We start from the raw sequence: 14,624 nt of genomic DNA on the forward strand, positions 1-14,624 counted from the left end.
CCCTCAGGGTTGGACACTGCTGACGCGTGCCACGACCTAATTGCATGCCGCCCTGCGGCTCCTGGACGGCTTAGGAGCCACCATTGCTCGCGGAGATCCCGCCTAGGCGCGAACCGCGCCCCCTGGTGGTTTCGCGACTCAACGCCGTGCCGATGGACGGCGTTGACCGAACGCCGGGTGCATCTACACCCGGATACGCCCGAGGCGTCGAGCCTCGCTGGCATAGACCGACAGCGGCTTGTCCGCCTCGAAATACAAGTCCGTCTCGACCGGCAGGCCGAGCGGCCCGCGTAGCGCGAACAGCTCAGAGAGGCTGACGTTGCCCATTTCCGGGCAGCCAAGCCCGAGATCACAGAGGCCAAACGCGATATCCGGGTCATCCGGGTCGATTTCGGTCAGGAGCCAGGTCGCACCGGCGTCCGGGGTGAACAGCTTGACGACCGGGACGAAGTCGATTTCGTGTGCGGTCCCGCGGAGGGGCTGCTGCTGGCGACCATTCGCCAGCAGCTTTTCCCGCAGACTCTGGGTGAGGATCTGCATGGCCGCCTCCTACTCGTCGGACTTCGGTGCACGGAGGACAACGCGGCCGTCGATGGGCAAGGCCTCGAGAAGGAGCGTGCCGCCCTCGCCGTCGTCATGGGCGAAGAAGGCGCCGATGCGGGTCCAGAAGCCCTTCTGGCCGTCCTTGCCGTCGCGCACGGTATAGGCGTGGTAGAGCGGCGATTTCGGCTCGGGTTTCGTTTCGGAGTTACGTCTGTTGGTCATGGTCTTTTCCTTTGGTTGCTGGTTTCTGTCCCGGAGGACGGTTCCAAAGGAGACGGCGCACTGAGCCGGATTGTCCCCAACACGGGAGCGTAGCGAATGGACCGGGCAGGAACGGGACAAGACGGCTGGGCCGGATAAAAGGAACGTCATCAGCTCCGGCCAAGACAGCAACAGGAAAGGCTGTTGGCCGACAGACAAGGGAAAAACGTCAACCCGGCTTATCGCTAGAGCGTCACATCAGACGACAACCAGCCCAGGAAATGAAGGTTTCGCCATGGAGCAGCTGCCAGCTGTAACCTTGGGACTCCGCTCCGATCAGGCCGCCTCCTCCCGGTCCTGGCCGTCGTGCAATGCATACCCGCCGTCCCATCCGGTGAAGGAGTTGCGATGGGAACGAGAAGCTCCTGCAGTCTGCTGGGCCATGCTGCAGACATGGATGCAGGCCTAAAATCGCGATTAGGGCACGACGCAAGGCCGTCAAGAATACGTTTGCCATCCGGTGGGGAGACGAGATCCAGCTCAATCGGCGCCAATAATCCTTTTCAATTCCGCGCGCGGAACGAGGAAGTGAGTAATGCAACTCACAACGCAACTGTAATACTAGCTTCTGTTTCGGTCATTGCTACCAGACAACAGTAATGTTACCGGGTTTTGCGACGTGACCTCCCGGAGCGCAAGCTGGCTGTGGCAGAGCGCGAGCCGATCTTACCTTGGGTGTTCTATGGACGGCGGAAAAGAATCAAGGGAGCAGCGGCGTCGGCGCGTTCTCAAAGGAGCGTCGATTCTCTCGGGTATTTCAAATTCTGAAGTCAAGTGCACCGTACGAAACATGCATTCGCAAGGCGCGGAGCTGCAAGTGTCAATTGACGCGCGCGTTCCAAATGAATTCCTTCTTTACATCCCGACTGATGGGGTAGGTTATAAAACAGTGGTCCGGTGGCGCCGAGGGGACAAGCTCGGAGTTATGTTCTTGGGCACAGAGCCTAAGCCACATTGGCACTACGGTTGAGTGTGCGACCGGCTTGAGCCTATTCCAGCCAAATAATGGAAACAGGATTCTTTGCACCCTCAACCGTGCGACGTAGACCACGACGTGACCTATCCTCAGTAGAAAGTCGCGAACGCTGCGAAATTGCGCGTGTAGAGCTCTTAGCCAGAATATTCGCATATTGCACATTCCGGATTTGGCGGGTATGGGAATCTGGGGGGAATTGAGGAGAACAAAGATGTCCCTGGAATCAGGCAATAATCTCATCGAACTTACTGCTGATATCGTTTCCGCTTATGTCCAGAAGAACCCGGTGCCGGCATCTGGATTGCCGGATTTGATCGCCAGTGTGAATTCGGCATTGTCTAATATTGGAAATGCAACCCCGCCTGAAGCGCCTAGCCTAAAGCCGGCAGTTAATCCCAAAAAGTCGATTTACCCGGATTATATCATCAGCCTGGAAGACGGTCAGAAATACAAGTCACTTAAGCGCCATCTCGCAGTCAGGCACGGCATGACGCCTGATGAATACCGGACGAAATGGGGATTGGCAAAAGATTATCCCATGGTCGCCCCGAATTACTCGGCAGCCCGATCAGCGCTCGCGAAATCGCTAGGCTTGGGGAGAAAGGCGGCTCCAGTCAAAAAGTCTTCCTCGAGGCGCAAGGCGAACGCCTAAGGCATGGACAAGACTAGGTCGGAGCTTTTGGCCCGAGCAAAGAATCACCGCAATCACATCGACGCCACCCACGATTGGCGCACCACGCCAGAACAAGGAAAGTCATAAGAGAAGACGGCGTTTCTCGTTTCTCTCGCATAGGGAGAAAATATAAAACGTAAAACAATATAATTTGGTAAAAAAGGGCTGCGGATGCGGCCCTTTTTGTTGGTAACCTTCGTCGTTCCCTCGAACGAAGGCTTCTTCGGCCGCCTATGTCGCGCTTCCGTCATAATTCGCACCTAAACGAAAAACCGATGCGTCCCGCAGCCGGTGACGGGAGCGAGGGGCGCGCAAGACAGTTACATGACCAGATTTCAAAATCGAACACACGGGGTCTCGCAGGATGCCTTGGCAGACCTGGTGGCGGAAGCCGTGCAACAGGCCCTGATCCAGCACGGTATTGTTCTCGACACACAAACTCTGGTTTCAGCCAGCACCATCGCCGGCAGCCTCGCCGCCGCCGTCCCCTTCCTTCCACAAGCACAGCGACTCGCGATCGGCCCTTTCAAGGGCGAATGCGCTGCGCTCGCCCCGGAAATCTTCCGGAGATTGGGGGAGTTCGCACGCGGCGGCTCCGCCAGTGCCAATCGCGCGGATGATGGCCCGATGCCGGCAATCGCAGCACCCTCACCAGCAAAGCGGACAAACGATCTGCAATCGGCGCTGATTGAGGACTGGGCGGGCGAAGTCGCCGGATCGACCTTTCTGGAAGAGCATTTCCGCATACCGCGCTCGACGCTGCATCGCTGGCAAAGGCGCAATGAGGTTATTGCCTTGCGCAAGGGTGGCCGCAAACATGTCTTCCCGCTCGCCCAATTCGTCGACGGCAGACCGGCATCGGGGATTAGCGAAGTGATGTCGGCAATCGGGAATCCACGGCTGGCGTGGTTCTGGCTGACCCGCCCTTCGCCGCAACTCCAGGGACGCATTCCGATCGAGGTGCTCAAGCAGGACATGGTGTGTGACGTCGTGTCGGCTGCCCGCAAATTTTCGTCGACTTGAGCTTCTTCACTGGGCCTATGCCGTCGGCTCCAGCTTGCGGCACACGCAAGAACAGGAAGTTCAATGTTCCACGGCACCTTCAGCCTTCGCCCGGGTAAGCCGGCACGATCCCATTCTGCGTGAGCGCTTCTGCCGGAATGATGACCGATATGGGGCGTGTCGGCGAACGGCAGCGCCAACGCCGCATAATCCCAAGCTTCGGACAGACGGCTCTGAAGAGATAGGCGCTCTCTTAGCGTTGGTCACTCGGATGGCGGCAATGCCTCGGGTTTCCCGAAAGGTGAGCGCGCAGAGGGCGAATCTCTTTTGGTCCCCAACATGATATTCTTCATAAAATCATCTAAATCGGTTTAGTCGCCATATAGTTCAAATCTAAGTTCGTGTTTCACTCGTGCCAGTTGTTTAAGATGTCCCATTTTCATGTAGAAAACGTGATATTTGCGCAACAATACTTTCATAAGATTCCAAAAGGCCTGCTTCGAAGACAATCTCTGTTGAACGCCGCCGCGGGTTAGGCCATGTCGGGGGCGAAAGGGCGGCGCGATGCGCTTCTTTTTCAATAGTTGGGGATGGGGTGGCAACGCTGCCCTTCAGCAAAGAAATCAAACCCGTTTTAACTTTTGTCTGGAGATCTGAAAAATGAACATCAAGAGCCTTCTTCTCGGCTCAGCTGCGGCCCTGATCGCAGTTTCCGGTGCCCGCGCCGCCGATGCGGTGACCGTCGCCGAGCCGGAGCCCGCTGAATACGTCAAGATCTGCGACGTCTACGGCGCCGGCTACTTTTACATTCCTGGCACCGAAACCTGCCTGCGCATCGGCGGCTATGTCCGTTACGACATCGCCGGTGGCGACATCGGGTCGTTCGATGGTGCTAAGAACGTCGATCACCAGGACGGCTCCATTCAGGCCACCTGGAAGAAGAATGCCCGTTTCTCGCTGAGGACCTGGACCGGCCAGGAAACCGAACTCGGGACTCTGAAGACCTACACCGAGACCCGCTTCAACTTCGGCAACCGCAACGCTACAGCCTCCGTCGTAAGGGGCGTCGTCACCGACAACCCCGCCGTCAACAAGGGCGTTACGCTGAACTTCGCCTGGATCCAGCTCGGCGGCCTGCGCGTCGGTAAGGACGAATCGGCCTTCGATACGTTCATCGGCTATGCCGGCAACGTCATCAACGACACGCTGGTTCCCTACGGTGATTTCGACACCAACGTCGTCCAGTACAACTTCGACGCCGGCAACGGCTTTTCGGCCGTGGTCTCGCTCGAAGAAGGATCCGGCACTGTCGGCACCATCGACAGCTATGTTCCGCATGTGGTCGGCGGCGTGAAGTACACACAGGGCTGGGGCGGGATCAGCGGCGTCGTCGCCTACGACAGCAACTACGAAGAAGTCGCCGGCAAGGTCCGCTTGGACGTCAAAGCCAGCGATGAACTGTCGCTGTTCGTGATGGGCGGCTACGGCACCGACGACAACCTCAACGACGATGCCGGCAACGTCATCGATGCTCACGGCCGCGGTTTCTATAAGCAATGGAGCGGCAACTGGGCAGTCTGGGGCGGCGGCACCTACAAGTTCAACGAGAAGACCTCGTTCAACACCCAGATCTCCTATGATGAAGGCAAGAACTTCGGCGTCGCGGCGAACATTGCCTATGAAATCGTCAAGGGCTTCAAGGTCACGGCCGAAGTCGACTACTTGCACGTTGGCGATGACACCGTCACCAACTGGACCAAAGCCGACAAGAAAAACAACATTGGGGGCATCCTCCGCTTCCAGCGTTCGTTCTAACTGTCGCCTCTGAACCACAGCGTTGGCAGCACGCGAATGCGGACGCGGTGGCTTCCCAACCCAGCCTGAGATGGCTAATGGGATACAGAAAACAGATCGGCGGTAGTTAGGTCTTCGCCCCCCATGACCCAGCATGCCGGCCGATGCGAAGGGCGCCCTTGAAGAGGCGCCCTTCGCACCCCTAGCAATCGTCCCGATCCCGCCGCCCTCGCCGTGCCATTTTGGCCAGAGAGATCACTGCAGGGGCAAGAAGCGCTTAGCGTTCAGCGTGATATGGCCATAGCTCTCGGTTACCGTCACATCGACGAGGAACCAGCAATCGTCTCCAACAACTGATCCAACGCCGCCGGCGCAGCGATTGAGGATGGGGACGTATTCCCAAGGCTGCACATTGTCGATATCGAGCAATTCGGTGCCAATCGTTTAGACTTCCTACCGTTGCCCCGGCCAAGGGCAAAAGACGCGTTTCTTCTGCCCCACAAACTTTTCGGCGTCACCGTCAGAGTTTCTGTCGCATCTGGTTGTTTCCGGCTCAGCCCGGGCGGAGCTCAGCGTCATCCTCACTGCTGCGATGATCAACAGCTTCTTCATGCCGCGTCCTCGATTTGCCCTGGATGCCGCCTTTCCGTGAGCCTCGGCCGACGGACCAAAGCCTCTGCGCAGCTCGTGATTTAACAGGATCATGACGCTTTATTTAGTCGAACGTTAAGGGTCCAACCCCTAGGTTCCGCGTCGAGTGGGGCGCAGGATCAGACAAGGCGCGCGGCCGCACCGCGGCAGACCGTCGGATCTGCGGGCTCGCCAAGATGCCGGATGCTCCGGCCAACCGGAGCTACGCTCCTCAGATTGCTTGTTGACCGGTCGAGGTTTTCGCCTTCGACCCGATTGGACCCGCGGCAGAACCGGCGAGATGCGAGGATGATTGCGGCACTCAGAGACGTTTTTTTGCAGAAGGTGGGTGCACACCCGATGGTGGGGCTTGAGCAGACCGGCCCCGACACGGTCGACGCTACAGGAGGGCATAGCGTAGCGGCCCAAACGGAGTCCGACGACGTGCGGCTCATCCTGCGCCGCTGGCAATCCGCCTGCGGCACAGGTCGCCTCCCGCCCTACGAGGAAATTGCGCTAGGCAGCATTGGCCGCTTCTCAGAAGAGATCGCTGTGGTCCGTCGTTTGGGCGACGAGCCGCCCTTCCTTTTGCGGTGCGGCCGGCGCTTCCGCGCCATCGTGGGTTTTGCGGAGTCCGCGCGCAGCCTCGATGAGCTGCCCTATGCCTTCAATCTGGCAATCGCCTCCGCCCTCGACAACGCCTCCTCGGCAGGCGAGCCCCGGCTCAAGGTTTGCCACTGGGTCGTTGACGGCAAGGTCTCCACCATCGAGATCGTCGCGCTGCCGTTGTCGTGCCGCTGGCCGGGCGAATACTTCCTTCTGTTCCTTCGGCCGCGCGCCAGCCAGTTCGAGCTTGCCAGTCTGCTCATCAACTCCACTCAGGAAGGCGTTATGGGGCTGAGCCCGGTCGATTGTGGGCATGGCGCAATTTCTGACTTCTGCATACTGAGCATCAACGAGGCCGCGGCGGGCTTCTTCGGAGCGACCGTCGAAAGCCTCCAGTGCACCCTGCTATCGGACGCGCTGACCCAGGTCGGCATACCAGAGGTGCCCCAGGAACTGCTGCGCGCGGGTTCAGGGGGGCGCCTATCGAGCTTCGAGCTCGCCTATTGGCTGGGACAGCAGAGGATCGCTCTCAAGGTGGGTGTCGACATCGCCGGCGGCGTGCTGGTGGTCACTCTCACCGACATTCGCGACCTGAAGGCGCGCGAGACCCTCTTCCGCTCTCTTTTCGACGACAATCCGGTTCCGATGTTCGTGCGCAGCCAGTCGACCGGAAACTTTCTCAACGTCAATGAAGCGGCGCTGCGTCTTTACGGCTACAGCCGCAGCAACTTCCTCGACCGCAGCCTGGCCGAAATCCGCGTGGATGGCACCACCCGCGAAAGCGACGGTCGCGAGATGGTGCTTCGGCACCGCACCGCCGACGGTCGCGAACTCGATGTGATCGAGTACACCAGCGAAACCCTCGTAGACCATCAGGTGGCAATACTATCGACAATCGTGGATATTACGGAGCGCAAGCGCGCCGAAGCCCATATCACTTTCCTCGCTCATCATGATCCATTGACGGGACTGGCTAATCGAACGGTTTTCACGCGCGAGCTGGAGCGGGCGGTGGTCAGCCTCAAGCAGGACGGACGGCGGTTCGGCGTGGTGCTGATCGACCTCGACAATTTCAAGACAGTCAACGACACTCTCGGACACGCGGCAGGAGACGCACTCCTCATAGAGGTGACCGCCCGGCTGAAAGAACTGGTGCGCAAAACCGACGTGGTGGCCAGGCTCGGCGGCGACGAATTTGCGATCCTGGTGCCGGCCGTCGAATGCCGCTCCGACATTGAGGAGCTCGGCCAGCGCGTCATCCGCGATCTCACCGCTATTCGAAAGGTCGACGGCGCCGAGATCGTGATCGGCGCGAGTATCGGCGCAGCGCTGGTCCCAGACGACGCCGCTGACATCGACAGCCTGCTGAAATGCGCCGATCTCGCCCTGTACCGCGCGAAGCAATCGGACAAGGGTACCTTCCGCTGGTTCGAGGCTGGGATGGACATGCGCCAGCGCGAGCGGCGTGCGCTAGAGATAGAGTTGCGCGGCGCCGAAATCGACCGCGAATTCGAGTTGCATTACCAGCCCATCATCCGGACGCAAACCGGTAAGCTGCGCGGGTTCGAGGCCCTGCTGCGCTGGCACAATCCGCGCCGGGGCATGGTGTCGCCCGCGGATTTCATTCCGATCGCGGAGGAAACCGGCAAGCTCGATGAGCTCGGCCGCTGGGCGCTTGCGGTGGCATGCCGGGAGGCGGCAACCTGGCCGCGAGAGCTGGTGCTGTCCGTCAACGTCTCGCCGGTGCAGTTCCGCAAAGGGGACCTCGTCGGAACGGTCGGACTGGCCCTGGCCGGAAGCGGGCTGGAGCCGCACCAGTTGGAGATCGAGATCACCGAGTCGGTGCTGCTGTCGGCAAGCAGCACCAACCTCGCCATCCTCAAGCAGCTTCGCTCGATGGGCGTGCGCATTGCACTCGACGATTTTGGCACCGGCTATTCCAGCCTGAGCTATCTCAGGCAGTTTCCGTTCAACCGTCTCAAAATCGACCGATCGTTCGTCCGCGAGATCGGCCGATGCCCAGAGTCGCTCGCCATTGTCCGTGCCGTGATCGGCCTCGGCGCCAGCCTCGGCATCGATACTACGGCCGAAGGTGTGGAGACGGTCGGACAGTTGGAGACACTGCGTGCCGAGAAATGCGGCGAGTTGCAGGGTTTCCTGTTCAGTCCGCCGGTTGCCAGCGAGAGCGTAGCCGCCATCATCGGCGCGTATTTCGAAGAGACATCGCGTCTCGCGTAACGGGATCGTCCACCTGGGCGTTGGGTCGCGGCTGGGCTCAGAGAAGGTCTTACCCTTCTGGTTTCCAAGCGGCGTGCATAGTGCACCCGTGCCGCCGGCGACTACAGGACAATTCTGACCGGATCACTGGCGGAAACGGACTGGCCAACCCTGGAGGGTCCACGCTGAGAGGTCTGGCGGTAAGATCCGTCGTTTCGTCAGCGCTCGAAGACGCTGCCGTCGATGGTCTCGTTGATGGGCGCGGTCACACCCTCGGCGTCCGAGACCGCCGTAGGCCCCGATCGGCCAAAAATATCTCCCGCTGAAAAGACGACACCTTCCTCCGAGGAAAGTCCCGTAGGAGTCGGCTACGGCTGGCGCCCTGCCGGCCGGATCGAGGCAGGAGGATCTAAGCCGCCGACTCTGGTGGGACCATCCGGAAAGTTGCAGAACCTACGGAGATTAATCGGACGGCGCAGGCTGACCGCGGCAGCCTGGAGATGATGGCAGGGCACATACGAAGCGCGGCAAGCAAAGCGCATATATCCTGACAGACATCCGCGCCAATGCGGAAGCGACAACCTGCGGCTGTTTCTGGCGAGCACCAACGTGACGATTCAGCTAACGCACCTCAGAAGGGTGCTGCCAGTATTCCGGATACGAGGGCCAGCGAAAGGCGAAGAGCATGTCTATGGATGATGACAAAACCGAACCCGCAACGGTGGACGTGCCGGCTGTGACGTCCACCATCGTCGCGGCGTTTGTCAGGAGCAACGCGATCCCCGCCGCCGCCGTTCCTGACTTAATCGCAAGTGTCAGTTCGGCGCTGAGGAGCATTTTGCAACCGCCTGCGCTCCGAGAACCTGAGCTGGTCCCGGCCGTCAACCGGAAGCGGTCAGTGTTCCCCGATTATATCGTCTGCTTGGAGGACGGGAAAAAGCTCAAGTCTCTTAAGCGGCACCTCAGGGCCCATTTCGGCATGACGCCGGAGGAGTATCGGGCCAAGTGGGGACTCGACCCGGATTATCCTATGGTGGCACCCAACTATGCTGCTCAGCGGTCCCTCGTTGCCAAATCCGCTGGCTTCGGTCGCAAGCCGCCCGCCAGGCCACAGGGTGAATCGCCCCCCTCGCTCGAAAGTTGAGCTTTCGGATTGAGGATCCAATTTCCGGGGATGGCGTCAGCCTCCAACCCTCGCGGCCCCTTCGTTGCGGCGCGACAATAACCGCGCCCCGGCTTGGCCGCTATCCACGAGGTCGCAACGACGGCATTGGACGCTCCCGTCGGACCGAAATCCGCTGCGGCGGTTTTGCCGTCGGGCAGCGCAACCCTCTGGTTCAGTGCACAAATCACACACAGCGCTGTCAGAAATTTCTCCTTTGCCTGTCAGAACATCTGGAGCGGGGTACCATAGGTCTCAAGACCAACAATCAGCAAAGGACCCCCTGGGAATGCAACTTACTTTCAATCGCCTATTCAACCGTCTTACCTCCAACAAGGGCTATACGATCGACCAAACCATTCTGATCGTCGCCATCATCGCTATTCTTATCACCCTCGTGATCATCACGGTCGGTTGGCAATTGCTCAACCGCTCGAGCGGTACCAAGGCCGGTGCCCAGCTCAAGCAGGTTGAAGACGCCAATGGCCAGTTCTACTCCGGCCAACGCCTGTGGCCGCAAAACGCGCTGTCCAGCGCCGGCACGCCGACCACCAACATGGCGGTGCTGGTTAACCAGACCATCCCCGCCGCCAGTTGGGCCAGCACCATCGACCAGTCCAACCTGCGCAACATCCTCCCCGGCTTCCGCACCAGCGGTACTGGCACCTCCGCCGTGGTCTACCACAACTTCGGCAGCGGCTCGTCCACCACCAGCACCATTACGCAACAGGTCAACACCATGGCTACCGCCGGTCCCGACCAGCGTCTGGTCGTCCAGTTTGCCGATATGCCACTGGCCGATGCCAAGGAAGCCGACAAAGCCATTGATGGAAGCGTTGATGCCACCAAGGGCCGAGTGATCTACGGCACCACCGCCTGCTTGAACGCCACCAGCGGCGGCGCAACCACCATCCCCTCCGCGCAGCCTACGGCCAACTCCGTAATCCTCTGCTACGCTGCCAACACCATCAACTAACGTTGGTTCTGCCAAATGCCGCCTCAAGGGGCGGCATTTACGTGCGCTGTCTGGCCATATTACGCGACTTCCGCGAGTTAGCACGCAAGATTGGCACAGTCGGTCCCGAAGAGCCATTGAATGCGGCACTTAGGAAGGTAGCAAAGCCGCCCGCTCTCCCAATATAAACCACCAGACTCTAAGCTCAGAAGAAATGAATCTGGCTCTCTCCGTGGGCACAGCATCAGAAATCAGTAAACAGTATTTCCAGCTCGGGCGTATTCATGGCATTGGGCGGCGCAACGGGTTGGCGCCTCCGTTCAAAAGCTAATCCGGCAGTAGCGAAGGCATTCATCACAATTTGTGCTTGTTCGGTCGATTGATCGCCAGAGCGGGTCGTAATGAGGATACCATTGTCAGCTTTGGTGACGCCAAAGGCTGCGCCTGACATGACCTCCCATCCGTTCGCTCTAAAAAGCTTTTCCACTTGAGTATGAATGCGGGATACCGGGCTCCCCATCTCTTTAACAATACTGACAATTCCCGGATGTTTTGCCAAGATTCCGCCCATCTTCTCGATCTGATCCGGGGTAAGGCTCCTAGGCTCCAAGGCCTGCAGGCGACGTTCCAGGGCCTCAATCTTTTGCTGCGCTTCGTCTGGAGACGCGCCGCCAAGCTTCCGCTCGTACTCTGCAATCCTCTCATTCCTATCTTCGATACGAGCCTTCAACGTCTCAATGCGCTCACCAAATATGAATCGGCCAACGCCCCATCCCGTCGCGAATACGGCGGCAGTTAGGACTGCGAATCCCCACGTAGCCTGCATCACAAGCGGCCACACGGGCTGAAGCTGTTTGATGAATTCATCCATGCGCTTTTCATATCAGCGCACCCTGGATTCGGGCAACGGGTCTGTGAAATATGTTGTCGCCGCTCACACGCAATAACAAAGGCGAATACGGACAGTTGCGCCCGGCTTGCGCCGACGCCAACCGGTCTGGACAATCACGAAGTGGCGAACCCGCAACGAGGGTTGCCCCATTTGGCGTCAGGAGCGACGCCAACCGGTTAAGGTTGCGGTACATTGACTTATGCGCCTCGCTTTCCGCCTCTTGATCCCCGCCATGCTGGTGGCAGGGCCAGCGTGGGCGCAGGACTGGGGAGCAGTCGTCAACGTCTCCACCACCATGGGCATCACCGGCAATCGGCTTTGCTATGGAGAAGCCTCGCGGGGCGACATTGGCTGTCCATCCAACGCGCCGATTGTAAGCGGCTCGACCATCACGGGCACGTTCGTGGGGGACGGATCTGGCCTCACCGGCCTCACAGTCACAAACGATCGCATTGTAAGCGGCACAAGCTCGGCGGTTATCGATCCGACCGGTGCTCTGACGGTGGCCGGGAGGCTTGAAATCGTCACCGGCACCAATGTGGTCGCGATCGGCAACAACGCCGGGTTAACCAATTCTGGCACCAACGTCGTCGCCGTGGGCAGCAACGCCGGAATGACCAATACCGGCAGCGCTGTTACATTGGTGGGAAAGTCGGCTGGGTACGGCAATGCTGGCTCCAACGTCGTGGGAGTTGGCGATTACGCCGGGCAGTATAATAGCGGCACCGCACTCACAGCGGTTGGCCATGCCGCCGCACAGACCAATACCGGCAACAACGTCACCGCCGTCGGGGGCTGGGCTGGCACGTCCAACACCTACAGCAACGTCACCCTGTTGGGCTATGCCGTTTATACGGCCGACAAGTCCAACCAGGTGGTTTTGGGAAACGCCAACGTTGTCGAAGTGAGCACAGCCGGCGTTTACGTCGGCAAAGGCGTCAGCACCACCGGTGGCATCTCCGGCACCAGCGGGTACTTCAGCAGCAATGTCGGCATCGGCACGGCAACCCCCAGCACGTCGCTCAACATTATGGGTTCATCCCCCATTATCCGTCTGAGCGACATAACCGGCCTCTACTCCAGCCTTAACGGCTCCAGCGGAAACCTTTACTACAGCAGTTACAACAGTGCCCGTAACCATTACTTCATGGCCGGCGGGACCGAGCTAATGCGCATCCTCGGCACTGGGCAAGTCGGTATCGGCACCGCAACCCCAACCACCGCTCTTGAAGTCTCCGGTACCGTCTCCGCCACCAACTTCGTCGGCAACGGTTCCGGCCTCACCGGCATCAGCACGGTCACCGACCGCCTTACCTCCGGCACCTCTGTCGCCACCCTCAGCCCCAACGGCAATCTCTCCGTTCGCGGCCTGCTCGATATCGTCACCGGCACCAACGTCGTGGTCGTGGGCAGCGGTGCCGGCCTCAGCAGCTCCGGCACCGGCGTCACGGCTTTGGGCGCCTCGGCGGCACGCCTTAACAACGCTGTCAATGTAACGGCACTCGGCTATGGCGCCGGCTACCAGAATACCGGCAGCACGGCCTCGCTGGTAGGAACCTACGCCGGCTATAGCAATGCTGGCGCCAACACTGCAGCTACGGGTGCCTACGCCGCCCAGAACAACAGCGGCACCAATGTCACCGCAATGGGTACCTATGCCGCCCAGAACAATACGGGCAACAGCATAACGGCGGGGGGGTACCTGGCAGGCCAGACCAATACCGGCCTCTATCTCTCCGCCTTCGGCTATGCCGCAGGGCAGCTTAACAGCGGGGATTATTCCACCTTGGTCGGTGGCTTTGCCGGGCAGAACAACACCATGACCCACCTTACGGGCGTCGGCTATTTCGCCGGCAAGGATAATACGTCCGCTTACGTGACGGCTGTGGGTGAGGAAGCTGGACAGCTGAACTCCGGCTACGCCCTGGTCGCAATGGGCGTGGCGACCGGGAAGTATAATACAGGCTCTAACTCCACCGTAATCGGATCCTACGCAGGCCAATACAATACCGGCCTCAATACCGCCGCCTTGGGTTATCTCGCGGGGCGGAATAACATCGCCAGCAACGTCACCGCCCTTGGCGCCTATGCCGTCTACACCGGCGGCGTATCCAATACTTACAGCAACGTCACCGGCGTCGGCTTCAATGCCCAGCCCAACAAGTCCAATCAAGTCGTCCTCGGTGATGGCAACGTGGTGGAGGTCTCCACCGCCGGGGTCTACGTCGGGGCAGGCCTGAAGGCCACCGGCATCGTCACCGCAACCTATTTTGAGGGCGACGGCTCTCGTCTCACCAATCTCTCCGGCGCCACCTGCGACCGCATCACTAGCAGCACCACCGCCGCAGCAATTGCTAACCAGAACGGCGGCACCGTAAGCTTCACCCTCGGTGGGACAGCAGGCGCAGCCTACCTGCACCCCACTCTCGGCCTCGTAGCTTCAGGTATCTCCACCACCGGCACGGTGAGTGCCTCCAACGCCTACGTCACTAACAATCTCGCTGTCAGCGTCACTACCCCGGAATTTCCCATCCAATTGGCCAGCAGGTTTGGCGTCAGGGGCGATGGCGTCACTTACTGGGGACAGGATGTTCGCACCGCCAGTAATCAAAATGCTGGCCTGTTAACCTGGTACACGGGCAGAGTGGCTATAGGTGCCCGCTCAGCTTCTACCGATGTAGCCTTCGTCACCAACGGTTCGGTTGAACGGATGCGGATTCTGGCAGCCACCGGTAATGTGGGCGTCGGCACCGCAACCCCAACCACCCCGCTGGAAGTCTCCGGCACCGTCTCCGCCACAATCCTGCAACTGGCCGACGGCCCTCCGGCCACTTGCGGTCCTGGCGCCTACGGCACCATGAAGATGGTCAATGGTCGACCCTACTACTGCCGTCCCTAGGAATGCCTTAGCGT

12 protein-coding genes are annotated in these 14,624 nt (G+C 59.8%); 8 read left to right on the top strand and 4 right to left on the bottom strand.

Annotated elements, in window-relative coordinates; all coding sequences use genetic code 11:
• Window positions 1-183: 183 nt before the first annotated feature.
• Together EN804_RS02295 and EN804_RS02300 are read right to left on the bottom strand one after the other, a co-directional pair.
• Window positions 184-540 carry a DUF2958 domain-containing protein gene (locus EN804_RS02295; protein WP_135918617.1) on the bottom strand — a complete coding sequence of 119 codons (357 nt, stop codon included), beginning with the start codon at window positions 538-540 and terminating at the stop codon, window positions 184-186.
• Between the two features lie 9 nt (window positions 541-549).
• Window positions 550-765, bottom strand: coding sequence for a hypothetical protein (locus EN804_RS02300; RefSeq protein WP_135918618.1), 216 nt, complete (start codon window positions 763-765; stop codon window positions 550-552).
• Between the two features lie 721 nt (window positions 766-1,486).
• On the opposite strand from EN804_RS02300, the gene EN804_RS37860 reads away from it, so the two are divergent.
• From EN804_RS37860 to EN804_RS02320, 4 genes are all read left to right on the top strand, one after another.
• Window positions 1,487-1,774: a PilZ domain-containing protein gene (locus EN804_RS37860; protein ID WP_135918619.1), complete on the top strand. Its 288-nt coding sequence runs from the start codon at window positions 1,487-1,489 to the stop codon at window positions 1,772-1,774.
• A gap of 217 nt (window positions 1,775-1,991) precedes the next feature.
• Complete coding sequence (locus EN804_RS02310; RefSeq protein WP_127410395.1) at window positions 1,992-2,432, top strand: MucR family transcriptional regulator; 441 nt, start codon at window positions 1,992-1,994, stop codon at window positions 2,430-2,432.
• A gap of 345 nt (window positions 2,433-2,777) precedes the next feature.
• Complete coding sequence (locus EN804_RS02315) at window positions 2,778-3,476, top strand: antitoxin Xre/MbcA/ParS toxin-binding domain-containing protein (protein ID WP_135918620.1); 699 nt, start codon at window positions 2,778-2,780, stop codon at window positions 3,474-3,476.
• Between the two features lie 639 nt (window positions 3,477-4,115).
• A complete protein-coding gene (locus EN804_RS02320; RefSeq protein WP_135918621.1) occupies window positions 4,116-5,270 on the top strand; it encodes a porin in 1,155 nt (384 codons plus the stop codon).
• A 234-nt stretch (window positions 5,271-5,504) separates the two neighbouring features.
• Here the strand turns inward: EN804_RS02320 and EN804_RS37065 are convergent, their stop codons facing one another.
• Window positions 5,505-5,678 (bottom strand): hypothetical protein, encoded by a 174-nt coding sequence (locus EN804_RS37065; RefSeq protein WP_189524427.1) that lies wholly within the window; start codon window positions 5,676-5,678, stop codon window positions 5,505-5,507.
• 510 nt (window positions 5,679-6,188) lie between these two features.
• Here EN804_RS37065 and EN804_RS02325 point away from each other — a divergent pair.
• The 3 genes from EN804_RS02325 (at window position 6,189) to EN804_RS02335 (ending at window position 10,840) form a co-directional block, all read left to right on the top strand.
• Window positions 6,189-8,723, top strand: a complete 2,535-nt coding sequence (locus tag EN804_RS02325) for an EAL domain-containing protein (protein WP_189524428.1) — start codon at window positions 6,189-6,191, stop codon at window positions 8,721-8,723.
• 664 nt (window positions 8,724-9,387) lie between these two features.
• Window positions 9,388-9,846, top strand: a complete 459-nt coding sequence (locus EN804_RS02330; protein WP_135918623.1) for a MucR family transcriptional regulator — start codon at window positions 9,388-9,390, stop codon at window positions 9,844-9,846.
• 307 nt (window positions 9,847-10,153) lie between these two features.
• Window positions 10,154-10,840: a hypothetical protein gene (locus tag EN804_RS02335; protein ID WP_135918624.1), complete on the top strand. Its 687-nt coding sequence runs from the start codon at window positions 10,154-10,156 to the stop codon at window positions 10,838-10,840.
• Window positions 10,841-11,063: 223 nt separating this feature from the next.
• On the opposite strand, the gene EN804_RS02340 is transcribed toward EN804_RS02335, so the two are convergent.
• Window positions 11,064-11,690, bottom strand: coding sequence for a hypothetical protein (locus EN804_RS02340; protein WP_135918625.1), 627 nt, complete (start codon window positions 11,688-11,690; stop codon window positions 11,064-11,066).
• Between the two features lie 220 nt (window positions 11,691-11,910).
• On the opposite strand from EN804_RS02340, the gene EN804_RS02345 reads away from it, so the two are divergent.
• Window positions 11,911-14,610, top strand: coding sequence for a hypothetical protein (locus EN804_RS02345; RefSeq protein ID WP_145972885.1), 2,700 nt, complete (start codon window positions 11,911-11,913; stop codon window positions 14,608-14,610).
• The last annotated feature ends 14 nt before the right edge of the window (window positions 14,611-14,624 follow it).

The organism is Mesorhizobium sp. M8A.F.Ca.ET.161.01.1.1 (assembly GCF_004792105.1).
Taxonomy (GTDB): domain Bacteria; phylum Pseudomonadota; class Alphaproteobacteria; order Rhizobiales; family Rhizobiaceae; genus Mesorhizobium.

What these genes read in the sequence shown, in the direction of transcription:
- EN804_RS02295 (WP_135918617.1), bottom strand. Translation starts at nt 540, where the DNA reads ATGCAGATCCTCACCCAGAGTCTGCGGGAAAAGCTGCTGGCGAATGGT.
- EN804_RS02300 (WP_135918618.1), bottom strand. Translation starts at nt 765, where the DNA reads ATGACCAACAGACGTAACTCCGAAACGAAACCCGAGCCGAAATCGCCG.
- EN804_RS37860 (WP_135918619.1), top strand. Translation starts at nt 1,487, where the DNA reads ATGGACGGCGGAAAAGAATCAAGGGAGCAGCGGCGTCGGCGCGTTCTC.
- EN804_RS02310 (WP_127410395.1), top strand. Translation starts at nt 1,992, where the DNA reads ATGTCCCTGGAATCAGGCAATAATCTCATCGAACTTACTGCTGATATC.
- EN804_RS02315 (WP_135918620.1), top strand. Translation starts at nt 2,778, where the DNA reads ATGACCAGATTTCAAAATCGAACACACGGGGTCTCGCAGGATGCCTTG.
- EN804_RS02320 (WP_135918621.1), top strand. Translation starts at nt 4,116, where the DNA reads ATGAACATCAAGAGCCTTCTTCTCGGCTCAGCTGCGGCCCTGATCGCA.
- EN804_RS02325 (WP_189524428.1), top strand. Translation starts at nt 6,189, where the DNA reads ATGATTGCGGCACTCAGAGACGTTTTTTTGCAGAAGGTGGGTGCACAC.
- EN804_RS02330 (WP_135918623.1), top strand. Translation starts at nt 9,388, where the DNA reads ATGTCTATGGATGATGACAAAACCGAACCCGCAACGGTGGACGTGCCG.
- EN804_RS02335 (WP_135918624.1), top strand. Translation starts at nt 10,154, where the DNA reads ATGCAACTTACTTTCAATCGCCTATTCAACCGTCTTACCTCCAACAAG.
- EN804_RS02340 (WP_135918625.1), bottom strand. Translation starts at nt 11,690, where the DNA reads ATGGATGAATTCATCAAACAGCTTCAGCCCGTGTGGCCGCTTGTGATG.
- EN804_RS02345 (WP_145972885.1), top strand. Translation starts at nt 11,911, where the DNA reads ATGCGCCTCGCTTTCCGCCTCTTGATCCCCGCCATGCTGGTGGCAGGG.